This is a genomic window from Aphanothece microscopica RSMan92 (assembly GCF_046613545.2).
Lineage (GTDB): Bacteria > Cyanobacteriota > Cyanobacteriia > PCC-6307 > Cyanobiaceae > NIES-981.
The window spans coordinates 15,537-36,956 of record NZ_JBKKKY020000025.1 but is presented as its reverse complement, the minus strand read 5'-3'; the positions used below and the strand labels follow the sequence as shown (position 1 = coordinate 36,956).

General features: G+C 68.6%; 21 protein-coding genes, 1 tRNA gene, 1 other RNA gene and 1 riboswitch. Of the genes, 12 read left to right on the top strand and 11 right to left on the bottom strand.

Annotated elements, in window-relative coordinates; translation table 11 throughout:
* The first annotated feature begins 202 nt into the window (after positions 1 to 202).
* The 6 genes from ruvB (at position 203) to thiC (ending at position 5,961) form a co-directional block, all read left to right on the top strand.
* Positions 203 to 1,306 carry a Holliday junction branch migration DNA helicase RuvB gene (gene ruvB / locus ACLD7X_RS08930; RefSeq protein ID WP_411423256.1) on the top strand — a complete coding sequence of 368 codons (1,104 nt, stop codon included), beginning with the start codon at positions 203 to 205 and terminating at the stop codon, positions 1,304 to 1,306.
* Positions 1,307 to 1,374: 68 nt separating this feature from the next.
* Positions 1,375 to 2,187, top strand: a complete 813-nt coding sequence (locus ACLD7X_RS08925; protein WP_425625138.1) for a tetratricopeptide repeat protein — start codon at positions 1,375 to 1,377, stop codon at positions 2,185 to 2,187.
* A gap of 33 nt (positions 2,188 to 2,220) precedes the next feature.
* On the top strand, positions 2,221 to 3,474 hold the full coding sequence (locus ACLD7X_RS08920) for an amidohydrolase (protein ID WP_411423254.1): 1,254 nt from the start codon (positions 2,221 to 2,223) through the stop codon (positions 3,472 to 3,474).
* The gene (locus tag ACLD7X_RS08915) at positions 3,471 to 3,704 is read left to right on the top strand and encodes a DUF3188 domain-containing protein (protein WP_411423253.1); all 234 of its coding nucleotides are present in this window, start codon (positions 3,471 to 3,473) and stop codon (positions 3,702 to 3,704) included. The genes ACLD7X_RS08920 and ACLD7X_RS08915 overlap by 4 nt, the downstream gene beginning before the upstream one ends.
* Positions 3,701 to 4,324, top strand: coding sequence for a HEAT repeat domain-containing protein (locus ACLD7X_RS08910; protein ID WP_411423252.1), 624 nt, complete (start codon positions 3,701 to 3,703; stop codon positions 4,322 to 4,324). The genes ACLD7X_RS08915 and ACLD7X_RS08910 overlap by 4 nt, the downstream gene beginning before the upstream one ends.
* 57 nt (positions 4,325 to 4,381) lie before the next feature.
* Positions 4,382 to 4,499, top strand: a riboswitch (TPP riboswitch).
* A 79-nt stretch (positions 4,500 to 4,578) separates the two neighbouring features.
* A complete protein-coding gene (gene thiC / locus ACLD7X_RS08905) occupies positions 4,579 to 5,961 on the top strand; it encodes a phosphomethylpyrimidine synthase ThiC (protein WP_411423251.1) in 1,383 nt (460 codons plus the stop codon).
* A gap of 35 nt (positions 5,962 to 5,996) precedes the next feature.
* On the opposite strand, the gene ACLD7X_RS08900 is transcribed toward thiC, so the two are convergent.
* From ACLD7X_RS08900 to acpP, 5 genes are all read right to left on the bottom strand, one after another.
* Entirely contained in the window at positions 5,997 to 6,578 is a 582-nt protein-coding gene (locus ACLD7X_RS08900) for a WbuC family cupin fold metalloprotein (protein WP_411423250.1), read from the bottom strand.
* A gap of 24 nt (positions 6,579 to 6,602) precedes the next feature.
* Complete coding sequence (locus ACLD7X_RS08895; protein WP_411423258.1) at positions 6,603 to 7,748, bottom strand: PQQ-dependent sugar dehydrogenase; 1,146 nt, start codon at positions 7,746 to 7,748, stop codon at positions 6,603 to 6,605.
* Positions 7,749 to 8,030: 282 nt separating this feature from the next.
* Positions 8,031 to 10,055, bottom strand: a complete 2,025-nt coding sequence (gene tkt, locus ACLD7X_RS08890) for a transketolase (protein ID WP_411423257.1) — start codon at positions 10,053 to 10,055, stop codon at positions 8,031 to 8,033.
* Positions 10,056 to 10,132: 77 nt separating this feature from the next.
* The gene (gene fabF / locus ACLD7X_RS08885; RefSeq protein WP_411423249.1) at positions 10,133 to 11,389 is read right to left on the bottom strand and encodes a beta-ketoacyl-ACP synthase II; all 1,257 of its coding nucleotides are present in this window, start codon (positions 11,387 to 11,389) and stop codon (positions 10,133 to 10,135) included.
* 8 nt (positions 11,390 to 11,397) lie between these two features.
* Positions 11,398 to 11,640 carry an acyl carrier protein gene (gene acpP / locus ACLD7X_RS08880; RefSeq protein ID WP_411423248.1) on the bottom strand — a complete coding sequence of 81 codons (243 nt, stop codon included), beginning with the start codon at positions 11,638 to 11,640 and terminating at the stop codon, positions 11,398 to 11,400.
* Between the two features lie 234 nt (positions 11,641 to 11,874).
* On the opposite strand from acpP, the gene psaC reads away from it, so the two are divergent.
* Both psaC and glmS read left to right on the top strand, forming a co-directional pair.
* Positions 11,875 to 12,120, top strand: a complete 246-nt coding sequence (gene psaC, locus ACLD7X_RS08875) for a photosystem I iron-sulfur center protein PsaC (RefSeq protein ID WP_006850103.1) — start codon at positions 11,875 to 11,877, stop codon at positions 12,118 to 12,120.
* Between the two features lie 220 nt (positions 12,121 to 12,340).
* Complete coding sequence (gene glmS, locus ACLD7X_RS08870; protein ID WP_411423247.1) at positions 12,341 to 14,275, top strand: glutamine--fructose-6-phosphate transaminase (isomerizing); 1,935 nt, start codon at positions 12,341 to 12,343, stop codon at positions 14,273 to 14,275.
* 31 nt (positions 14,276 to 14,306) lie between these two features.
* On the opposite strand, the gene ACLD7X_RS08865 is transcribed toward glmS, so the two are convergent.
* Together ACLD7X_RS08865 and rimM are read right to left on the bottom strand one after the other, a co-directional pair.
* A complete protein-coding gene (locus ACLD7X_RS08865) occupies positions 14,307 to 15,770 on the bottom strand; it encodes a mannose-1-phosphate guanylyltransferase/mannose-6-phosphate isomerase (protein WP_411423246.1) in 1,464 nt (487 codons plus the stop codon).
* A 96-nt stretch (positions 15,771 to 15,866) separates the two neighbouring features.
* Complete coding sequence (gene rimM, locus ACLD7X_RS08860; protein WP_411423245.1) at positions 15,867 to 16,466, bottom strand: ribosome maturation factor RimM; 600 nt, start codon at positions 16,464 to 16,466, stop codon at positions 15,867 to 15,869.
* 26 nt (positions 16,467 to 16,492) lie between these two features.
* Here rimM and ACLD7X_RS08855 point away from each other — a divergent pair, with 26 nt between their 5' ends.
* Positions 16,493 to 16,696, top strand: coding sequence for an NAD(P)H dehydrogenase subunit NdhS (locus ACLD7X_RS08855; RefSeq protein ID WP_411423244.1), 204 nt, complete (start codon positions 16,493 to 16,495; stop codon positions 16,694 to 16,696).
* On the opposite strand, the gene ACLD7X_RS08850 is transcribed toward ACLD7X_RS08855, so the two are convergent.
* From ACLD7X_RS08850 to rnpB, 4 genes are all read right to left on the bottom strand, one after another.
* On the bottom strand, positions 16,674 to 17,459 hold the full coding sequence (locus ACLD7X_RS08850) for a ribonuclease III domain-containing protein (RefSeq protein ID WP_411423243.1): 786 nt from the start codon (positions 17,457 to 17,459) through the stop codon (positions 16,674 to 16,676). The two genes, ACLD7X_RS08855 and ACLD7X_RS08850, sit on opposite strands and share 23 nt — an antisense overlap.
* Before the next feature lie 317 nt (positions 17,460 to 17,776).
* Positions 17,777 to 18,202 carry a hypothetical protein gene (locus ACLD7X_RS08845; RefSeq protein WP_411423242.1) on the bottom strand — a complete coding sequence of 142 codons (426 nt, stop codon included), beginning with the start codon at positions 18,200 to 18,202 and terminating at the stop codon, positions 17,777 to 17,779.
* A gap of 239 nt (positions 18,203 to 18,441) precedes the next feature.
* Positions 18,442 to 19,185 carry an MBL fold metallo-hydrolase gene (locus tag ACLD7X_RS08840; protein ID WP_411423241.1) on the bottom strand — a complete coding sequence of 248 codons (744 nt, stop codon included), beginning with the start codon at positions 19,183 to 19,185 and terminating at the stop codon, positions 18,442 to 18,444.
* A gap of 522 nt (positions 19,186 to 19,707) precedes the next feature.
* An RNA gene (rnpB, locus tag ACLD7X_RS08835) (RNase P RNA component class A) lies at positions 19,708 to 20,115 on the bottom strand.
* A gap of 188 nt (positions 20,116 to 20,303) precedes the next feature.
* Here rnpB and ACLD7X_RS08830 point away from each other — a divergent pair.
* From ACLD7X_RS08830 to ACLD7X_RS08820, 3 genes are all read left to right on the top strand, one after another.
* Positions 20,304 to 20,377 (top strand) — tRNA-Arg (locus ACLD7X_RS08830).
* A gap of 156 nt (positions 20,378 to 20,533) precedes the next feature.
* The gene (locus tag ACLD7X_RS08825; RefSeq protein ID WP_411423240.1) at positions 20,534 to 20,863 is read left to right on the top strand and encodes a hypothetical protein; all 330 of its coding nucleotides are present in this window, start codon (positions 20,534 to 20,536) and stop codon (positions 20,861 to 20,863) included.
* 125 nt (positions 20,864 to 20,988) lie between these two features.
* Positions 20,989 to 21,408: a hypothetical protein gene (locus ACLD7X_RS08820; RefSeq protein ID WP_425625137.1), complete on the top strand. Its 420-nt coding sequence runs from the start codon at positions 20,989 to 20,991 to the stop codon at positions 21,406 to 21,408.
* The last annotated feature ends 12 nt before the right edge of the window (positions 21,409 to 21,420 follow it).

Below are 21,420 nucleotides of genomic sequence, written 5' to 3'. Positions count from 1 at the left end.
CAGCAGCTCGATGCCGGTCTCGAGGGTGTCAAGGATCTCGTACTGATGCCGGGCCAGGCGGTTGTCGGCCAGCAGGCGGTTCGCGGCATCCCGCCGGGCCCGGGCGGCGGCCTTCTTTGCTCCGCCTTTCGCCATCGCGTCCTGCCCTGCGTCCCGTTGGCTTGCATCCCCGACCCTAGGCAGGGGCCGGTACCCTCCATCCATGGCGATCGTCTCCTCGGCCTCTTCCGCCCCAGGTGGCCGTCCGCGGGCCAGGCCGGCGCAGGGGCGACCGGCCGATCCGGGCCCCCTGGAGACGCTCCCGGGGGAGCAGCGCCTGGTGGATCCCGCGGTCGCGGCCAGCGACGGGGACAGCCCGCTGCAGCGGGAGGACGGGCTGCGGCCGCGGCGGCTGGCCGACTACATCGGCCAGGGGGAGCTCAAGCAGGTGCTGGGCATCGCCGTGGAGGCCACCCGTGGCCGCGGCGAAGCCCTCGACCACGTGCTGCTCTACGGGCCGCCGGGCCTCGGCAAGACCACCATGGCCCTCGTGCTGGCCGAGGAACTCGGGGTGCGCTGCCGCATCACCAGCGCACCGGCCCTGGAGCGCCCCCGTGACATCGTCGGCCTGCTGGTGAATCTCCAGCCCAATGAACTGCTGTTCATCGACGAGATCCACCGTCTCAACCGGGTGGCCGAAGAACTCCTCTACCCGGCGATGGAAGACTTCCGCCTGGATCTGACCGTGGGGAAGGGCACGACGGCCCGCACCCGCAGCCTGCCGATCGCCCCCTTCACCCTTGTGGGGGCCACCACCCGCGCCGGTGCCCTCAGTTCGCCGCTGCGGGACCGGTTCGGCCTGATCCAGCGGCTGGAGTTCTATGGCCTCGACGATCTGCAGGCCATCGTGCAGCGGGCCGCCGGCCTGCTCCAGGTCGCCCTCGACGCCGAGGCGGCCCTGGAGGTCGCCCGCCGGTGCCGTGGCACCCCACGGATCGCCAACCGCCTGCTGCGCCGGGTGCGCGATGTGGCGGCCGTCGGCGGCCACGGGCGTGTCTCCGCCGCTCTGGTGCAGGAGGCGCTCAGCCTCCACCGCGTCGATGCCCGGGGGCTCGACGCCCATGACCGTCGTCTGCTGACGCTGATGCTCGAGAGCTACGGCGGCGGCCCGGTCGGGCTCGACACGCTGGCGGCCGGACTCGGGGAGGATCCCGCCACCCTGGAGGCGGTGGTGGAGCCCTACCTCCTGCAGCAGGGCCTGCTGCAGCGCACCCCCCGGGGCCGGGTTCTGACCGATGCCGGTCGGGCTCACCTGGCGGCGGCGTGAGCAGGTCGATGGGCGTTCCGGCCATGGGGTGCATGCGCGCTCTGGGGTGCATCAGGGCCGGGGGGTGGTTGGCGGGCTGGCGTCGCACGCATCTGCTGGTGCTGGCGGCGGCGACCGCGCTCCTGCTGGGCCTTGCCTCAGTGGCTGCCGTGCCCCCTGCCCTGGCCCTGGAGCCGCCCCTCGCCCACCAGCGGCTGTTCGAGCAGGCCCTGGCGACCAGCCGGGAGGGGCGCTTCGCCGAAGCCCTGCCCCTCTGGGACCGGGTGGTGGCCCTGGCCCCGGAGGACGCCGCCGCCTGGAGCAACCGCGGCAATGTGCGGCTGGCCCTGGGCGATCCCGAGGGGGCGATCGCCGACCAGACCCGTGCGGCGACCCTGGATCCAGCCAGTCCGGATCCCCATCTGAACCGCGGTACGGCGGAGGAAGCCCTGGGCCGCTGGGAGGCGGCGGAGGCTGACTACCGCTGGATCCTCGAGCGCGACCCCGCCGAGGCCTCGGCGCTCTACAACCTCGGCAACGTGCTGGGGTCCCGCGGGGACTGGCGGGCTGCCCGGGCCAGTTTCGAGGCGGCGGCCGAAGCCAGGCCTGGCTTCGCCATGGCCCGTGCCAGTGCCGCCCTGGCCGCCTTCCAGCTGGGTGACCTGGAGACGGCCGAGCGGGCTCTGCGCGCCCTGATCCGCCGCTACCCACTCTTCGCCGATGCCCGGGCGGGCCTCACCGCCCTGCTCTGGCGAGAGGGGGCCCGGGGTGAGGCCGAGAGCCACTGGGCGGCGGCCTCGGGCCTCGATCCCCGTTACCGCCAGGGAGAATGGTTGCGGCAGACGCGGCGCTGGCCCCCCGATCCGGTCGAGGCTCTGCAGCAGTTCCTGGCCCTCTCCTGACCGGCCCCGCCGGCCGTCGTTTCCCTGATGCGCATGAACACCAGCCCCGCTCCGACCAACGCTCCGGTTGCCGGGCCCAGCTGGCAGTCATTGGCTCTGGAGCCCGAGCTGGCGGCGGTGCTGCCCGAACTGATCCAGTTGCGCCGCCATCTTCACCGCCATCCGGAACTGAGTGGCCATGAGCAGCAGACGGCCGCCCTGGTGGCGGGGGAGCTGCGCCGTTGGGGCTGGCAGGTGCGGGAGGGCGTGGGTCGCACCGGCGTGGTCGCCGAACTGGGGTCCTCCGCCGGGCCGGAGGGTGAGCCGCTTCCTGTGGTGGGCCTGCGGGTCGACATGGATGCCTTGCCGGTGGAGGAGCGCACCGGTCTCGACTACGCCTCCACGGTGCAGGGGTTGATGCATGCCTGTGGGCACGACCTGCACACCGCCGTGGGGCTGGGCGTGGCGCGCCTGCTGGCGGCCGTGGTGCAGCGGCAGCCCCAGCTGCTGCGCGGCCGCGTGCGGTTGCTGTTTCAGCCGGCCGAGGAGACGGCCCAGGGGGCGGCCTGGATGAAGCTGGATGGGGCCACCGCGGGGCTTGACGCCCTGTTCGGCGTGCATGTGTTTCCGAGCATCCCGGTGGGGAGCATCGGGGTGCGCAGCGGCAGCCTCACCGCGGCGGCGGGCGAACTGGAGGTGGAAGTGCTGGGCGAGGGCGGCCATGGCGCCCGACCCCACCAGAGCACCGATGCGATCTGGATCGCGGCCCGGGTGGTCAGCGGCCTGCAGGAGGCGATCAGCCGACGCCTCGATGCGCTGCATCCGGTGGTGGTGAGTTTCGGGCGCATCGAAGGGGGCAGGGCCTTCAACGTGATCGCCGATCACGTGCGCCTGCTCGGCACCGTCCGCTGCCTCGACAATGACGTGCATGCCCAGCTGCCGGCCTGGATCGAGGAGACCGTCCACGCCCTCTGTCAGGGCCATGGCGGTGAAGCCCGGGTCCGCTACCGCTGCATCTCACCGCCGGTGCACAACGATCCCGCCCTCACCGAGCTGGTGGCGCAGGCCGGTGCCGAGCTGCTGGGCCCCGATCGGGTGCAGTGGCTCGAGCAGCCTTCGCTGGGGGCGGAGGACTTCGCCGAACTGCTCGATGGCCTGCGCGGCACCATGTTCCGCCTGGGGGTGGCCGGCCCCCAGGGCTGCAGCCCGCTCCACAGCAACACCTTCGCGCCGGATGAGGGGGCGCTGGCGGTCGGCATCCGGGTCCTGACCCTCAGCCTGCTGCGCTGGATGGATCGGCCGCGATGAGGCAGCGCTTCTGGCTGAAGGGGTTGCTGGCGCTGTCCGCGCCCCTGCTGCTGGCGATGGCCCTGGTCGTGGCGGTGCACCGTCAGGGCCACGACCGCCTGCCGGTGCTGCCGGCGCTGGTGATCGGGGTGGGCCTGCTGGCCACGAGCGTCAACAACCGGCGCCGCCGCAGGCGGCGTCTGCTCGAGGCGCTGCGGCAGGTTGGGCCATCCGCCAGGCTGGAGGAATGACCAACCCTTCCGACGTCCCGGCCGAGCTGGAGGCCCTGCGCGCCGCCATCGCCTCCGGCGATCCGTCCCGTTCGATGCCAGCCCTGGCCGGATTGCGGGAGATCCCCGCGGAACAGGCGGTGCCGCTGCTGCTGCTGGGCCTCGAGCAGTCGGCCTTCATGGTGCGCTCGCTCAGCTGTGCCGGTCTCGGGGTGAAGCAGAGCGAGGCGGGCTGGACCGCCCTGCTGGACGCCCTGAAGCATGACGAGGATGCCAACGTGCGCGCCGAGGCGGCCAATTCGCTGGTGAGCTATGGCCTGGAGCGGGCCTGGCCGGTGGTGCTGGAGGCCTTTCGCCGCGATGCGCAGTGGCTGCTGCGCTGCAGTGTGCTGGCGGCGGTGGCGGACCATCCGGCCGCAAGACCGGCCGATCTGCTGGAACTGGCCCGGCTGGCCCTCACCGATGCGGATGGCACGGTGCGCGTCGGCGGGGCCGAGATCCTGACCCGGCTGGCCCGGGCAGCCGCCTCGCCCTCGGGGGACAGGGCCGTCGCCGAGGAGGCGCGCACCCTGCTGCAGAGCCTCCAGCAGGACGGGGATCACCGGGTGGTGGCCGCGGCGCTGAACGGCCTGCAGGCCTGAGCCTGCCTGCCTGCCCGTGCCATGGCAGGCAGGCTCAGGCCGGTCTTGCTAGGTTTTCAGCGTCACTAGGGGTGCCCGTTCCCGTGCCGTCCAGGCACGTGTTCCATGGGCTGAGATCACACCCTCCGAACCTGATCCGGGTCATGCCGGCGCAGGGAAGTGAGAACGAACTCCAGCTGCGCCCCGAATCCGTCTGTGCCCGATGCAGGCATCGGGCACAGACGGATCCCCCCCCACCATCGCCTGACTCCCTCATGCGCAGCGCCTGGATCGAGAAGCGTCGTGGTCACGCCAATGTGAGCCAGATGCACTACGCCCGCCAGGGCCTGGTTACCGAGGAGATGGCCTTTGTGGCCCAACGGGAGAACCTGCCCGAGTCGCTGGTGATGGAGGAGGTGGCGCGGGGCCGCATGATCATCCCGGCCAACATCAACCACACCAACCTTGAGCCGATGGCGATCGGCATCGCCAGCCGCTGCAAGGTGAACGCCAACATCGGTGCCTCGCCCAACGCCTCCGACCTCGATGAGGAGGTGGCCAAGCTGCGCCTGGCGGTGAAATATGGCGCCGACACGGTGATGGATCTCTCCACCGGTGGCGTCAACCTCGATGAGGTGCGCACGGCGATCATCAAGGCCTCGCCGGTGCCGATCGGCACGGTGCCCGTGTATCAGGCGCTTGAGAGCGTGCATGGCTCGATCGAGAAGCTCGACGCCGACGACTTCCTGCACATCATCGAGAAGCACTGCCAGCAGGGGGTCGACTACCAGACGATCCACGCCGGTCTGCTGATCGAGCATCTGCCCCTGGTGAAGGGCCGCCTCACCGGCATCGTCAGCCGCGGCGGCGGCATCCTGGCCCAGTGGATGCTGTACCACCACAAACAGAACCCGCTTTACACCCATTTCGATGACATCATCGAAATCTTCAAGCGCTACGACTGCAGCTTCTCCCTGGGCGATTCGCTGCGGCCGGGCTGCCAGCACGACGCCTCCGACGCCGCCCAGCTGGCTGAGCTCAAAACCCTGGGCCAGCTCACCCGCCGCGCCTGGCAGCACGACATCCAGGTGATGGTGGAGGGTCCGGGCCACGTGCCGATGGACCAGATCGAGTTCAACGTCAAAAAGCAGATGGAGGAGTGCAGCGAGGCGCCCTTCTATGTGCTTGGCCCCCTGGTGACCGACATCGCCCCCGGCTACGACCACATCACCAGCGCCATTGGCGCGGCGATGGCGGGGTGGTACGGCACGGCCATGCTCTGCTACGTGACCCCGAAGGAGCACCTGGGCCTGCCCAACGCCGAAGACGTGCGCGAGGGCCTGATCGCCTACAAGATCGCCGCCCACGCCGCCGACATTGCCCGTCACCGCCCGGGGGCCCGCGACCGCGACGATGAGCTGAGCCGGGCCCGCTATGCCTTCGACTGGAACAAGCAGTTCGAGCTGAGCCTCGATCCGGAGCGGGCCCGCGAGTACCACGACGAAACCCTGCCGGCGGACATCTACAAGCAGGCCGAGTTCTGCTCGATGTGCGGTCCCAAGCACTGCCCGATGCAGACGAAGATCACGGATGCGGATCTCGAGGGTCTGGCCGAGGTGCTGGAGCAGCAGAAGGCCGTCAATCCAGTGTCGGTGTAAGCGCTCCCCCTGGGCCCCACGGCCGGCCTGCACCTTCAGCCCTTTGAGGCTTCGGCGGGCTCAAACAGGTTCCGCCAGCGGCGTTCCTGGAGCACTGCATCCGGTGTGCCCTCGGCGGGAAACCGGGTCAGGAACTCCTTGTCGGTGGCGGGCTCATAGGGCCCCTGCTTGAGTTCGAGCATCACCGTGTCCGGGAGGAGGGCCACCAGGGTGTGGAACTGGCCCTCGGCCAGCTCGATCCCCTTCAGCGGACCGTTGGCCTCCAGTCGCTCGATGCGGCTCACCTCTCCGGCCCTGTTCAGAACCAGCAGGCCGATGGCCCCCTGGAGCACCACGAAGCACTCGAAACCGCTGCCGGGTTCGTCCCGACAGTGTCGGTGCGGGCGCACGTAGGTGCCGGGCTGCAGGGCATTCAGAAACCGCTGCACCTTGTCAGGCAACCGGTGCAGGTTGTGGTGGCGGCGCAGACGGGCCTCCCGGCGCGCCTCCCCACTGAGCCGATCGAGCAGGGTCTGATCGATCCGTTGCAGGGGCGGACGGGGCTCCGGCGACCGGGGGACCTGGGGCGAGGTTTCCGGAGGCACAGCGGAGGGCAGGGGTGCTGACGGCCATTCCACCAGCTCACAGACGGGATGGTGCGCTCAACTGGCCGGGCGGATGCGCAGCAGACGGCCCCGGGGCTCATCGGTGAGCACATACAGCTCCCCATCGGGACCCTGCCGCACATCCCGCACCCGGGCCCCCACCGGCAGCACCGACTCGGTGATCACCTCACCCGCCGCGTTCAGCTGCAGCCGGCGCACCCCCCGGGCCACGAGCCCGCCCGCGAACAGGTCGCCGCGCCATGCCGGTATCCGATCCCCCTGCAGCACCGCCAGACCGGAGGGGGCGATGGTGTCCATCCACACCCGCCGCGGTGAGACGTACCCCGGCGCTGCCGTGACCGGTGCCACCGGCAGGCCGGTGCTGTACTCCCGGCTGTGGGAGACGACAGGCCAGCCATGGTTGCCCCCAGGTTTCAGCCGGTTGAGCTCGTCGCCGCCGCGCGAACCGTGCTCCGTGGCCCAGACCCGCCCGTGCACCGGGTCGTAGGCCATCCCCTGGATGTTGCGGTGGCCAAGGCTCCACACCGCCGGATCGGTGGCCTGCACGCCGGCACGCTCCCCGGCCCTCCCACCTGCGAAGGGGTTGTCCGGGGGAATGGAGCCGTCGTCGCGCAGCCGGATCACCTTGCCCAGGTGGCTGGCGGGGTGCTGGGCCTGCAGGCGGATCCAGGCGCCATCGAGGCTCAGCGGCGGGTTGCCGCCATCCCCGATCGACACCAGCAGGGTCTCGTCGGGCAGCCAGAGCAGCCGTGAGCCGAAGTGCTGACCGCCCGGCTTGCTGCGGTTCACCGCGAAGATCACCTGCCAGTCGCGCAGACGGCGGCCGTCGAACCGGGCCCGGGCCACGCGGGTGCGGTTCGACTCCTGGGTGCCGTGGGCATAGCTGAAGTACACCCAGCCGGTCTCCGCGAAGCGCGGATGCACCGCGATGTCGAGGAGTCCGCCCTGGCTGGAGGCGAACAGCTGGTCTGCCACCACATCCGCCGCCACCGGGGCCAGGCCGGCCACCGGCTCGGGATCAAGCTGCCCATCCCGAACGATCCGCAGCCGGCCCGGCCGTTCGGTGATCAGCAGATCGCCGTTGGGCAGCCAGGCCATCCCCCAGGGGTGCTCCAGCCCCTCCACCTCCGGGTTCAGCGTCACCCGTTCCACGGGGAGGCGCCCCGCCTCAGGGCTGAGCAGGCTGGCCCGGCTGCCGCTGCCGCTGATGCCGGAAGGGTTGTCGCTGCCTGGTGCCGAATCTCCGGTCAGGGCCGAGCACTGCGGCAGCACCGAGGCGAACAGCGCCACGGCCAGGCCATCGATCGCCAGCGTGATCCAGGGCTGCGGCTGAAGGCGGAACCGGCGAAGGAGGAAGCGCACGCGTCCTGGGAGTGGCCATCCCAGTCTGCGCGGAACGACAAAAGCCCCGCCGTAGGGCGGGGCTTGCAGTAGGGGGCTTGGAGCGCGCCGCCGGTACGGGGCTCAGCCCAGTGCCTTGGCCTTGGCCACCACGTTGTCCACCGTGAAGCCGAACTGCTCCATGCAGACCGGACCGGGGGCCGAGGCACCGAAGCGGTCGATCGAGACGCTGTCGCCCTCGAAGCCGGTGTACTTGTGCCAGCCGAAGGAGCTGGAGGCCTCCACCACCAGCCGCTTGCGCACCGTGCTGGGCAGAACGCTCTCGCGGTAGGCGGCGTCCTGCTCCTCGAACAGCTCGACGCAGGGCATCGACACCACCCGCACGTTCTTGCCCTCGGCCCGCAGCTGGGCCGCGGCCTTCACGCACAGATCCAGTTCGGTGCCGGTGCCGATCAGGATCAGGTCGGGGCTGCCGTTGCTGTCCTCGAGGATGTAGCCCCCGCGGGCCACGGCGGCGGCGGTGGAATTCGCCTGGTTCGCCATCGCCTGACGGCTGAGGATGAGGGCCGTGGGGCGCGTCCGGTTGGTGATCGCCACCTGGTAGGCACCGCTGGTCTCATTGCCGTCGCCCGGGCGGATCACCAGCAGGTTGGGAAGGGCCCGCAGGCTGGCCAGGGTCTCGATCGGCTGGTGGGTGGGGCCGTCCTCACCCAGACCGATCGAATCGTGGGTGAGCACGTAGATCACACCGATCTCGCTCAGGGCGGAGAGGCGGATCGCCCCCAGGGCATAGCCGGCGAACACCGCAAAGGTGCCGCCGTAGGGAATCAGGCCGCTGGCGTGGTACGCGAGACCGTTGAGGATGGCGGCCATGGCGTGCTCCCGCACACCGAAGTGCAGGTAGCGGTTGGCCTCGGCACCCTTCTGGAAGCCCTTCTCCCCCTTGATGTCGGTGAGGTTGGAGTGGGTGAGGTCGGCGGAACCACCGATCAGCTCGGGCAGGTTGGGGCCGATCGCGTTGAGGCAGTTGTAGGAGTGCTGGCGGGTGGCCAGGCCCTTGTCCTCAGGGGTGTAGCTGGGGAGGTTGGCATCCCAGCCCTGGGGCAGTTCCCCCCGCAGCTGGCGCTCGAACTGGGCCGCCTCGGCCGGATACTTGGCGCGGTAGTCGGCCAGGGTGTTGTTCCAGGCGGCCTCGGCAGCGGCACCGCGGCTCAGGGCCTGACGCCAGTGGTCGTAGGACTCCTGGGGCACTTCGAAGGGGCCGTAGCTCCAGGCGAGGTTCTTGCGGGTGAGTTCGGCCTCGTCGGCTCCCAGGGCGGCGCCGTGAACGCCGGCGGTGTTGGCCTTGTTGGGTGAGCCGTAGCCGATCGTGGTGGTGACCTTGATCATCGAGGGCCGGTCGGTCACGGCCTTGGCTGCCTCGATCGCCCGGGCGATGGCGGCCACGTCGGTGTTGCCGTCAGGCACGTGGATGGTGTGCCAGCCGTAGGCCTCGTAGCGCTTCAGCACATCCTCGGTGAAGGACACCTCGGTGTTGCCGTCGATGGTGATGTGGTTGTCGTCGTAGAGGGCGATCAGCTTGCCCAGACCCAGGTGACCGGCGAGGGAGGCCGCCTCACCGCTGATGCCTTCCTGATGGCAGCCATCGCCCATGATCACGTAGGTGTGGTGATCGACGACGGTGCAGTCGGGCCTGTTGAACTTCGCCGCCAGATGGGCTTCGGCCATGGCCAGTCCCACGGCGTTGGCGATCCCCTGACCCAGGGGCCCGGTGGTCACCTCGACGCCGGCGGTCTCGAAGGTCTCGGGGTGGCCGGGGGTCTTGGATCCCCACTGCCGGAACTGCTTGAGGTCCTCGAGGGTCACCGAGTCGTAGCCGGTGAGGTGCAGCAGGGCGTACAGCAGCATGCAGCCGTGGCCCGCCGAGAGCACGAAGCGGTCGCGGTTGAACCACTTGGGGTTCTTGGGGTTGTGCTTGAGCGTCTTGTCCCACAGGGCGAAGGCCATGGGGGCGCAGCCCATGGGGAGCCCGGGGTGACCCGAGTTCGACTTGTTGATCGCATCGACGGCCAGGAAGCGGATGCTGTTGATGCAGAGCGTTTCCAGCTGGCTGGCGGAAGACGTGGAGGCGGTTGGGGTGGCGACCATCGGGGGACTAGGGATAGGGGTGGGTCGGGGTGTACGCAACAGGCAAGGCCGGACTGTCGAGCTAACGGGTCATCAGCTCATGCACCGGAACTCAGGCGCTGGAAGGCCAGACAGACGTTGTGGCCACCGAATCCGAAGGAGTTGGAGAGCACCACATCGAGTTTCTGTTCCCGGGCCTGGTTGGGCACGACATCCAGATCACAGGCCGGATCCGGATTTTGGTAATTGATCGTAGGGGGAACGATGCCGTGCTCCATGGCCAGCACCGCCGCCACGGCCTCGATGCCGCCGCTGCCTCCGAGCAGATGGCCGGTCATCGACTTGGTGGAGCTCACCGGGATGGCGTGGGCCCGGGCACCGAGAGCGCTCTTGATCGCGGAGGTCTCGTTGCTGTCGTTGGCTGGGGTGCTGGTGCCGTGGGCGTTGACGTAGTCCACGGCGTCGGCGTCGAGCCTGGCATCCAGCAGGGCCTGGCGCATGGCTTCGGCGCCGCCGACACCCCCCGGGGACGGGGAGGTGATGTGGTGGGCATCGCAGGTCATGCCGTACCCCACCACCTCGGCGAGGATCCGGGCTCCCCTGGCCTCGGCGTGGCTGAGGCTCTCCAGCACGAGCACGCCCGCGCCCTCGCCGATCACGAAGCCGTTCCGCTCCGCATCGAAGGGACGGCTGGCCGTGGCCGGATCGTCGTTGCGGAAGGACAGGGCCTTGGCGCTGGCAAAGCCGGCGACGCCCAGCGGGGTGATCGCGGACTCGGCCCCCCCGCAGACCATCGCATCGGCCAGACCGAGCTGAATCAGTCGGTAGGCATCCCCGATGGCGTTGGATCCCGCCGCGCAGGCGGTGGCCACGGCCGTGCTCGGTCCCTTGGCACCAAGGGCGATCGCCGTCAGGCCGGTGGCCATGTTGGGGATCATCATCGGCACGCAGAAGGGGCTGACCCGATCCGGTCCCCGGTCGGCCAGCACGTGGGCCTGGGTTTCCATCATCAGCAGGCCGCCCACGCCGGAGCCGATCGCCGTGCCGACCCGGTGCTGGTTGCTTTCATCAATGGTCAGGCCGGCATGCCCGACGGCCTGCTTGGCGGCGACCACGGCGAACTGGCAGAAGCGGTCCCAGCGCTTCGCCTCCTTGGGCTCCAGCCATCCGCTGGGATCGAACTGCTTGACCTCAGCGGCGAAGCGGCAGGCATGGCGGCTGGCGTCGAACAGGGTGATCCCCGTGACGCCATTGCGACCACTGCACAGACCCTCCCAGTAGCTGGAAACGTCATTGCCGATCGGAGTGACCGCGCCGAGGCCGGTGATGACGACGCGCTGCAGACCCTGGACCATGGAGCGGTTCAGGCCTGCTTGTCCTGGATGTACTTCACGGCATCGCCCACGGTGGTGATGCCTTCGGCGGCCTCGTCGGGAATCTCGATGTCGAAGGCTTCCTCCAGGGCCATCACCAGTTCCACCGTGTCGAGGGAGTCAGCGCCCAGGTCGTTCTGGAAGTTGGACTCGGTCTTCACCTCGGCCGCGTCGACGCTGAGCTGCTCGGCAACGATGGAGCGCACTTTCTCGAAGATCGCTTCCTGGGACATGGCCGCTGTGAGAGTCGATGCACTCTACGGGTCGCCCTGACGGGTCTCCCGCCACGGCCTCTCGGGACGTCTCGGTAGGTGTCTCGGCAGGTGGTGAACGCGTGCAGAGGGGGCTGCCGGGCCACGGGAGGGCCCGTATGAACAAGGGTGAAGGCCTCGGGCTCGGGGCAGATCCAATCCGGACAGCTTGGGTACCTTTGGCGGCACGCCGAGTCTCAGCACACCGGAGTCCAGATGTCCCACGCCGTCAAGATCTACGACACCTGCATCGGCTGCACCCAGTGCGTCCGCGCCTGCCCTCTGGATGTGCTGGAAATGGTTCCCTGGGATGGCTGCAAGGCCGGCCAGATCGCCTCATCCCCCCGCACCGAGGACTGCGTCGGCTGCAAGCGCTGCGAAACCGCCTGCCCCACCGATTTCCTCTCGATCCGCGTCTACCTCGGCGACGAGACCACCCGTTCCATGGGCCTGGCCTACTGAGGACCAGGCCTGCGGATTCCGGACGCTGCTCTGCATGGCGGCCTGGAATGGCGGCCTGTCCATCGCCTGGCGATCCCCGCGCCGAACGCTCGCGGTCACCGGCTGACCCCTCCCGTCGGATCCGCAGCGGATGGCAGCGCCATCTCCCATACGGATGGCAGGGCCATCTCCCATAAGCTCAGGCCCGGCCCGCTGCCGGGCTTTTTTTTGCTCCTGCCCTATGTGCGGCATCGTTGCCCTGATCGGTTCACGGGAAGCGGCCCCCCAGCTGCTCGAGGGTCTGCGTCAGTTGGAGTACCGCGGCTACGACTCTGCCGGCATCGCCACCGTCGAACTCGCTCCCTCCGGTTCGGCAGGCGTTGACGGGGAGCCGCCTGGACGGCTGCACTGTCTCCGGGCTGAGGGCAAGCTGGTCAACCTCACGGCCCGCTATGAGGCCGAGGGGGCGCCGGGGCACTGCGGCATCGGCCATACCCGCTGGGCCACCCACGGCAAGCCGGAAGAGCGCAATGCCCACCCCCATCTCGACGGGCGGGGTGAGCTGGCCGTGGTCCAGAACGGCATCATCGAAAACCATCGCAGCCTGCGGGAGCAGCTGCAGAGCGAGGGGGTCGTCTTTCGCTCTGACACCGACACCGAGGTCATCCCGCACCTCCTCGCCAGGCAGCTGGAGCGACTGCAGGCCTCCGGCCAGCCCGCAGACGCCAGCCTGCTGCTGCGGGCGGTGCAGGAGGTGTTGCCCCAGCTTCATGGGGCCTACGCCCTGGCTGTCGTCTGGGCCCAGGCACCCGGTGCCCTCGTGGTGGCCCGCCGGGCGGCACCTCTGCTGATCGGGCTCGGCGAAGGTGAATTTCTCTGTGCCAGCGACACCCCTGCCCTGGCGGGTTTCACCCGCACCATCCTCCCCATGGAGGATGGCGAGGTGGCTCTGCTGACCCCGCTGGGCATCGAGCTCTACGACGGCAGCGGGCGCCGGGTGCAGCGCACACCGAGCCTGCTCAGCGGCACCGAGCACGTGGCTGACAAGCGCAGCTTCCGCCACTTCATGCTCAAGGAAATCCATGAGCAACCGGAAACGGCGGCCCTCTGGGTGGCGCGCCATCTGCCGGAGCCCACCGAGGGACGTCTGGTGGCGCTGCCTCTCGATCCGGGGTTATACGAGGGGCTCGAGCGGGTTCAGATCCTGGCCTGCGGCACGAGCCGGCATGCCGCCCTGGTGGGCGCCTACCTGCTGGAGCAGCTGGCCGGCATCCCCACCAGCGTGTTCTATGCCAGTGAGTTCCGCTATGCGCCACCCCCGCTGAGCCGGCACACCCTCACGATCGGGGTCACCCAGTCGGGCGAGACCGCGGACACCCTGGCGGCCCTGGCGATGGAGCAGGAACGGCGTCGCCTGGTGGCCGACCCGGCCTTCGCGCCCAGGCTGCTGGGGATCACCAACCGGCCGGAGAGCTCCCTGGCCCGGATGGTGCCCCACATCCTCGACATCGGCGCCGGCATCGAGGTGGGCGTCGCCGCCACCAAGACCTTCCTCGGCCAGCTGCTCGCCTTCTACGGGCTGGCCCTGGCCCTGGCCGAGCGGCGCGGGGGCGCCAGCGGCCCCGGCGGGCCCCGGCAGCTGCGCGATCTCGTGAGTCAGCTGCGTCAGCTGCCTGCCCTGCTGGAGCGCCTGGTGGCCGACCACGACCAGCGCTGTGAGGCTCTGGCGCACCTGTTCGCCGATACCCAGGATGTGATCTTCCTCGGGCGCGGGATCAATTACCCGATTGCCCTCGAGGGGGCCCTCAAGCTCAAGGAAATCAGCTACATCCATGCCGAGGGCTACCCGGCCGGGGAGATGAAGCATGGGCCGATCGCCCTGCTCGATGCCCGGGTTCCCGTGGTGTCGATCGCCATGCCCGGCACGGTGTTCGACAAGGTGCTCAGCAATGCCCAGGAGGCCAAGGCCCGTGATGCCCAGCTGATCGGCGTGGCCCCCGAGGGGCCCGACACCGGCCTGTTCGATGTGCTGCTGCCGGTGCCGGAGGTGGATGAACTGCTGAGCCCCCTGCTCACCGTCATCCCGATGCAGCTGCTGAGTTACCACATCGCCGCCCACCGCGGTCTGGACGTGGATCAGCCCCGCAACCTGGCCAAGAGCGTCACGGTGGAGTGAGGGGGCAGGGCGGCGGCAGCGGCGAGGCCCCTCAGGGTCGCAGCAGGGCGTCACTGCGTCCGTAGCGGTCCTCGAAGCGCACGATGTCGTCCTCGCCCAGGTAAGAGCCGCTCTGCACCTCGATCATCTCGACGGGGATCTTGCCGGGGTTGCTCAGCCGGTGCCGGGCACCCAGTGGGATGTAGGTGCTCTGGTTCTCCCCCACCAGTTCCTCGGTACCGTCCTTCTCCACCACCGCCGTGCCCTTCACCACCACCCAGTGCTCGGCGCGGTGGTGGTGCATCTGCAGCGACAGGCTGGCGCCGGGGTTGACCACGATCTTCTTCACCTGCCAGCGCTCACCCTCCACGACCCCGTCGTAGGAGCCCCAGGGTCTGTAGATCTTCCGGTGCGCCCTGCTCTCCCGGGCCCCCTCCCGCTCCAGCAGCCCCACCACAGCCTTGACGTCCTGGGCCCGCTCCCGGTGGGCCACCAGCACCACGTCGTCGGTTTCCACCACCACCAGATCCTCCACGCCGAGACCCACCACCAGCCGGTGCTCGCTGCGCAGGTAGCAGTTGCGGCTCGCCTCGCTGATCACCCGGCCGCGCAGCACGTTGCCGTCGCCGTCGCGGTCCGCCGTCTCCCACAGGGCACTCCAGCTGCCCACATCGCTCCAGCCGGCCTGCAACGGCAGCACGCTGCCCAGGGAGGTCCTCTCCATCACGGCCACGTCGATCGCCACATTGGGGCAGCCGGCGAAGGCCTCCCGCTCGAGCCGCAGGAAATCCAGGTCAGCCGCGTCGTGCTCCAGGGCCGAGCGACAGGCGCTCACCACCTCCGGGGCCAGCCGTTCGAGCTCCGCCAGCACCGCACTCGCCTTGAACAGGAACATGCCGCTGTTCCAGGTGAAACGGCTGGAGGCCAGGAAGCCTTCCGCCGTGGCGCGATCGGGTTTCTCGACGAAGCGCTGGATCGGCACGGCCTGCGGCTGGCTGAGTGCGCCGGTGGCGAGGGGTTCCGCTGCCTCGATGTAGCCGTACCCGGTCTCCGGGGCGGTGGGCACGATCCCGAACGTCACCAGCCGGCCAGCCTCGGCCACCTCGAGCCCCGCCACCACCGTCTGGCGGAACCGCTCGGTGTCCCGCACCACATGGTCCGCGGCGAGCACCAGCAGCAGCGGATCCTCCCCCTGCGCGGTCGCCTGAAGCGCCGCCACCGCCACCGCCGGTGCCGTGTTGCGCCCGATCGGCTCCAGCAGGATTCCGGCGGGTTCGACCCCGATCTGGCGCATCTGTTCCGCCACGATGAAGCGGTGGTCCTCGTTGCAGATCAGCAGTGGCGGAGCCAGCCCGGGCAGCCCGGCCAGCCGCTGATGGGTCTGCTGCAGAAGGGTTTCCTCACCACTGCTGCCCAGGGCCCAGTACTGCTTGGGATAGCTCGCCCGGGACAGCGGCCACAGGCGGGTGCCGGTGCCACCGCACAGGATCACGGGAACCAGGGTGCTGGAGCTCATCGGACCAAGGCGTCGGACCCATTCAAGGGCAGGTTCAGGTTCCAGGCCCAGGTTCGGGGGTACGTTCGGGGGCCGGCGGGCCGATCTGCTGCCGCCTCAGAGCTCCAGCAGCCCCGGCGGTGGGGTGATGCCGATCCAGCCTCCGTCCAGGTTCACCTCCGGCACGATCGCCGCCACGAAGGGAATCAGCAGGAGGCGACCTCCGGCCTCCACCTGGAGCAGGTCCTGGCCGGCATGCACCAGGTCGGTCACGGTGCCCACCCGGGCGCCCGTGTCCAGCAGCCGCACCTCCAGGCCCACCAGGTCGAGCAGGTGGAATTCGCCGCGGGCCAGCCGGGGGCGATCCCTGGCGCGCACCAGCAGGCTCTGGCCCACCAGGGCTTCGGCGGCCTCGCGGCTGTCCACCTCCGCCAGGCGGACCACGAAGAGCTCCTTGCCCGGCAGCTGCCGCCCGCTCTTCAGCTCCACGGCCCGGGCCGCGTCCTGACCCCGCTGCAGCCAGCGGCGACCCGGCCGGGTGAAGCGCTCCGGAAAGTCGCTCATCGGCAACACCCGCAGTTCCCCTTTCAGCCCCTGGGCCGCGACCACTTTGCCCACCACGAGCAGGTCGTCCTCGGTGGCCTCCAGCGGGATCGGGCTCTCCGGGCTCCCCAGCTCCGGAGGGGGGGGTGCCGGATCATCTGGATGGGGATCCATGCCGCTGGAGGCTGCTGCGGTCGATAATGGCTTCACGCCGGACCCCTGCCATGCCCGACCTGCCGATCCTGCCGGGCTCCACCGTGGTGGTGAGAGACGCCCGATCCATCTACAACGGCTACAAGGGCTTCGTGCAGCGGCTCAGCGGCAGTCAGGCGGCGGTGCTCTTCGAGGGCGGTAACTGGGACAAGCTGGTGACCATCCCCCTCAAGACCCTGGAGCAGGCCTGATCGTCGCCAGGGCGAGCCGGGCGGCGTCCTGCTCCGCACTGCGGCGGGATGGGCCCCAGCCTTCCAGATCCATGGGCTCTCCCTGCAATGTCACCCTGCAGCGGAAGCGGCGGGGGTCGCCGTGGGCCCTGGAGTGTTCCTCGCAGGCGTAGACCGGCAGCCCCAGGCCCTCACCCTGGCTCCACTCCTGCAGGGCTGATTTCCAGTTGTGGCGATCCGGATCGGCCAGGAGCTCGCTGCAGCTGCGCTGCCAGTGGGGCGTGAGCCAGCGATGCACGGGGTCGAGGGATCCCCAGCTGGTGTACAGCCCTCCGATCAGGGCCTCGCAGAGTTCGGCCCGCACCGTGGCCAGCCCCGCCCTGTCGCCCCTGGCCATTGCACCGATCCGCCACACGCTCGGGATGCCGCAGCTGGTCGCCAGGTCCGCCAGCCACCGGTCGCTGACCAGCTGGGCCCGCAGTGCGGCGTGGCGGCCGACGCTGAGGGCGCCATGGTGGGTCCGGAGGTACTCGGATGCCGCCAGCCGCAGCACCGCGTCACCCAGGAATTCCAGCCGCTCGTGGTTGGGGCCCAGCAGCGCCGAGGTGTGGGTGAGGGCCTCGTCGATCGGGGCCAGGGCGCCATCGTCGCGGCCGGGACCACCGGGGGCCTCCGGGTCCAGCCCGAGGCCCGCCAGGAAGGCGAGCAGCTGTCGGCGGCGTTCGGGGGTCACGTCGCGGATGGAGGAGGGCAGTGGCCGATCGCCGATGGTCGAGGGGTGCACCGGCGGGTGACGCCAACGGGGCTCAGGGTCCTTTCGAACCTAGCCGCGGGGCAGGGTACAGCCGATGGGGGGCATCCCATCCCCGGGCAGGAGGCAGGTGGGGGTGGTCCCGGCAGCGATGACATGATCTCTCGATGCAGGTTGATGCTGATCAGGCTCAAGCGTGAGAGGTTGGTTCATCCCATCCGCGAAGCCATCCCATCCACCAATCCACCCCATCCACTCTCATCCACCCAATCCGAGCGGCGGTGGCTGTTCTGCTGACGTGTGGACCGTTTGGCCTGCCTGTGGGCATCAGCCGCTGATGGTGTGGCATGTCAGCGGTAATGCTCCAGAAAACCCTTTCTGACAGCCTCACACTGGATAGGGGTCAGGGGTTTTCCTTCGAATTGGCCTGATTGTTCCACCGCGGCCATCTGGCGTCTGGCGCGTACTTGCTTGTCACTGGAAAGATTCAGCAGTGCCTCGTTGGCGAGCTGTTCCAGAGCCTTGAAACGGGAGCTGAAGATGTCATCCGCCCGATAATTACGGCGGCAATAGCGCACGGCTCCCAGGTTGGTCCCGATGCGTGAGGCTGGATCGCTGCCCTGAGACATGGGGGAAGGGATCGGCGATGGCCCGGCGATGGGCTGGGCGATGGCTGCGGCGCCATGGCACCCAACCCATGCCAGGAGAAGGAGGGGAGTGCCGCTGATGCAGGTTCTGGTGAGAAGGCGAAGCTTCGCCATGACCGGTGTGTTCATGATCAGATCCCCTTGGCTTCCCCGAAGGCCGACTTGCTCTGGATTACGCGGGCTTGCTCAGACTAGGCACACTGACAAGCACGCTGTAAGTAAGCACAGTCTGGGTAGGCAGGCACAGTAGCGCCGGTTTTTGGGAGCTCTTCCGTTGGCTTGGCTGTGATGCTGGCCCTGCTGCGCGGGAACCCAACCCTTGGGCATGAAGGTTGGTGAGGAGTGCACTCAGGTATGAGGTCTTTTCTTCATGTCGAGAGAACCATCCCTTCGCGTGCGAAAAGAGCGTCCGGAAAAATATCCTGACATAATTTCTCGGCGTTTTCCAGATAGTCGTCGTCGTGGTCGGGGTCGTGATGGGTGACCACCAATTGTCTGACATTGGCTCTTATGGCAACTTCGGCGGCCTGCTCAAAGCTGCTGTGACCCCAACCCCTTTTGGTGGCAAGCTCTTCGTTGGAATATTGACCGTCATGAATCAGGATGTCTGCGCCTTGGGCAAAGGTCACAATATTTTCGTCAATTGCGTCGCCGTGTTCGATGTCTGTTGAAAATACGATGGAGCGGCCGGCCCGTTCGTAGCGATAGCTGTAGGCGTCTCCGGGGTGTCTGTGCTTGATGGCTTTGATTGTGACAGGGATGCCGTCGGGCGGGATGAAGGTGTGAGAGGAGCTATCGAGCAAGATGAAATCAAAGTTGGCACCCATGTCCCGCATTGAAACGGGAAAATATGTTTCCTGCATCTGAGTTGCGAAAATATCTTTCAGCGTGTGGGCGCGCCGCTTCCCGCCTTTGGCCAGGATCTTGATCGTGGTGGTTGGGTCATAGGCTGGGCCGAAGAATGGGAATCCTTGGATGTGGTCCCAGTGAAAATGTGTGAATGCAATGAAGATCTCCTTTTGATCGGTCCCCATCGCGGTGAAATCGGCGCCGAGCTTTCTGATCCCTGTTCCTGCGTCAATGATGCCAATTCTCCTTGTCTCCGGGGCCATGATTTGGAGGCATGTTGTGTTGCCTCCAAACCTTGTGTACTGTTCTCCGGAGACGGAGATTGATCCGCGGACTCCGTAGAATTTAACCTGCATGGAACTGGAGTCTTGGTGGCAGTCGTTCCATTATGGAGTCAAACCCAATGTGCTGTACGGTTCCAGCCCAGCACCCGTGGCGTGTCGATTCGGGGCCTTGTGCCGCAAATCACGACCTCTGGTGAACGTTTGCCTTCCCGCTTCGCTTCGCCGAGGAAGCTCCTGCGCCAGAAGGCTCAGCGTTGCTGACTCCTTGGCAGAAGTGCTCCCCCCCAAGCCGCCATTTCGTCCATCAGGTTTCCCATCTCAGCCTGCCGCGATTGGCCGGCATGGTGTGTTTGATTGATCCAGGCTGGGTTGCGGTGTGATGTCAGCCCGGATGTCTTGCGGCGATCCACCGCAGCACGTCCGGCCCCGTGGGTCCATCCCCTGGGGGGCTCGGGCTTGCTCCTGCGCTAACGGCGAGGACCCATCTGGCGGTGGCGTAGGGGTGAAAGCAGGGCGTAAGCCGGGTTCTGTTCCAGGCAGGGCGAAGCCCTGCCTGGGGTGATCATCTGTCTGGGACCGCCGTTGCCGGCGGCCTCGAGCGGCGCACTTGGGTCGGGACGGGTGTCATGGCCAACCCTTGTCCCTGGGCCTTGCTCCCGGCCGGGGTTTACCGAGCCAGCACCTCTCGATGCTGCTGGTGCGCTCTTACCGCACCTTTGCACCCTTGCCTGTGCACAGGGACGGGCCCCGGCCATCGGCGGTGTGTTTCTGTGGCACTGTCCTCACGGTCACCCGCACTGGGCGTTACCCAGCAAGCCTGGCCATTGGGGAGCCCGGACTTTCCTCAACCGGGCTGGTCTCGGACCCGAAGGCCGTCCACCACCCGGTCGCGATCACCTCGCCTGCTTTCCCCCCCATGATGCCTGCTCGAAGGAACCCGGCTGGAGGGAGGCCTTCTGGAGGTCCTGGCTGGTTGGGGTGTGGTCGCTTCGGTTGGGTGTGCTCGCAGGGCGACCGGTGCGGGCGACCGGAGCGGCCGACCGGATTGGCCCACCGGCGCGCCCTTGGAGCCCGGGCCCGCGCATAATGGCGGCCCCGGGGCTGTAGCTCAGCCGGATAGAGCGACGGTTTCCTAAACCGTAGGTCGTGGGTTCGAGTCCCGCCAGCCCCGTCGATCATCAGCCGCCGCTCAGCTGGCGAAGGCTCAGCGGTGCGCAGCTCGGCTGGGCCCGGGCACGGCCGCTGGGCGTTCGGTAGTTGGCGCTACCGGTGGTGGCCTGTTCATCCTCAGCACCGTCGCTAGCGTGGCTTCAGCCGCCGGACCGCGATGACGCCATTGCACGATCTGCGCCTTCGTCTGCTGGTGCAGCAGGAGAGCGAGCGCATTGCCGATGGCCAGCTCGACGAGCTGGACCTCTCGGTGGTTCAGGCCCGTTGCCTCTGCTGGCTGGCGTTGCTGGCCGAGGCCCACGAAGAGCAGGCGGGCGATGCCGAGCGCCGTGGGGATACCGAGCAGGCGATGGGGTGGTTCGCCGATTCGATGCGGCTGCGGGATGTCATCCAGGTGGTCAGCTCGATCGAGATCCCACTGCCGGCCGCCAACGGTGAGGAGGATGACTCCGGCGACCTCTCCGGGGCTGGCCCCCTGGCCGCCTGAGCCCGGATCAGTCAGCCCTCCGGGGCTCGGTGTCATGATGGAGCCTGACATCCCTGGGGAGCGCGGTGCCCGAAGAGCCCTGCCAGTGCCCTGATTGCCAGCGTTTCTATCGGGAACACGACCGATTGATCCGTGAGAATCCAACGCTGAGGCAGCAGCAGGAGCTCAACTGGGCCGCGCTGCAGTCCTTCCGGACCCTGGCCGGCCGGGTGATGGAAGAACTCCAGAAGCAGCAGGATGCGGCCGGTGAGGCCGCCTCCCCACCCGCGGCCAAGGCCGAGCCGGGTGGGGCCGCCGTGGCCCCCGGTGACGCCTCCGAACCCGATGCCCTCCAGCAGGCCATGGCCGATCTGGAGAACATCAATGCCCATCTGTTCTCGATCGAGGCGCTGATGGAGCGCATCTTCGACGTGCGCATGCCGGAAGAGGTGGAGCAGAAGTTCCGTGAGGTGGCCGGTGAACTGGCCCCGGATCCCCTCAATGCGGACCGGTTGCGTCTCAATCGGCTGCTCCACCAGACCCCGGACCTGCCCGATCGGGGCTGAACCGGGAGGGCC

Bases quoted from the DNA above. Each gene is read 5' to 3' on its own strand.
- ACLD7X_RS08825 (WP_411423240.1), top strand. From the start codon at position 20,534: ATGACGCCATTGCACGATCTGCGCCTTCGTCTGCTGGTGCAGCAGGAG.
- ruvB (WP_411423256.1), top strand. From the start codon at position 203: ATGGCGATCGTCTCCTCGGCCTCTTCCGCCCCAGGTGGCCGTCCGCGG.
- glmS (WP_411423247.1), top strand. From the start codon at position 12,341: ATGTGCGGCATCGTTGCCCTGATCGGTTCACGGGAAGCGGCCCCCCAG.
- fabF (WP_411423249.1), bottom strand. From the start codon at position 11,389: ATGGTCCAGGGTCTGCAGCGCGTCGTCATCACCGGCCTCGGCGCGGTC.
- acpP (WP_411423248.1), bottom strand. From the start codon at position 11,640: ATGTCCCAGGAAGCGATCTTCGAGAAAGTGCGCTCCATCGTTGCCGAG.
- ACLD7X_RS08915 (WP_411423253.1), top strand. From the start codon at position 3,471: ATGAGGCAGCGCTTCTGGCTGAAGGGGTTGCTGGCGCTGTCCGCGCCC.
- ACLD7X_RS08920 (WP_411423254.1), top strand. From the start codon at position 2,221: ATGAACACCAGCCCCGCTCCGACCAACGCTCCGGTTGCCGGGCCCAGC.
- ACLD7X_RS08910 (WP_411423252.1), top strand. From the start codon at position 3,701: ATGACCAACCCTTCCGACGTCCCGGCCGAGCTGGAGGCCCTGCGCGCC.
- ACLD7X_RS08840 (WP_411423241.1), bottom strand. From the start codon at position 19,185: ATGGCCCCGGAGACAAGGAGAATTGGCATCATTGACGCAGGAACAGGG.
- thiC (WP_411423251.1), top strand. From the start codon at position 4,579: ATGCGCAGCGCCTGGATCGAGAAGCGTCGTGGTCACGCCAATGTGAGC.
- ACLD7X_RS08845 (WP_411423242.1), bottom strand. From the start codon at position 18,202: ATGAACACACCGGTCATGGCGAAGCTTCGCCTTCTCACCAGAACCTGC.
- ACLD7X_RS08855 (WP_411423244.1), top strand. From the start codon at position 16,493: ATGGCTTCACGCCGGACCCCTGCCATGCCCGACCTGCCGATCCTGCCG.
- psaC (WP_006850103.1), top strand. From the start codon at position 11,875: ATGTCCCACGCCGTCAAGATCTACGACACCTGCATCGGCTGCACCCAG.
- tkt (WP_411423257.1), bottom strand. From the start codon at position 10,055: ATGGTCGCCACCCCAACCGCCTCCACGTCTTCCGCCAGCCAGCTGGAA.
- rimM (WP_411423245.1), bottom strand. From the start codon at position 16,466: ATGGATCCCCATCCAGATGATCCGGCACCCCCCCCTCCGGAGCTGGGG.
- ACLD7X_RS08865 (WP_411423246.1), bottom strand. From the start codon at position 15,770: ATGAGCTCCAGCACCCTGGTTCCCGTGATCCTGTGCGGTGGCACCGGC.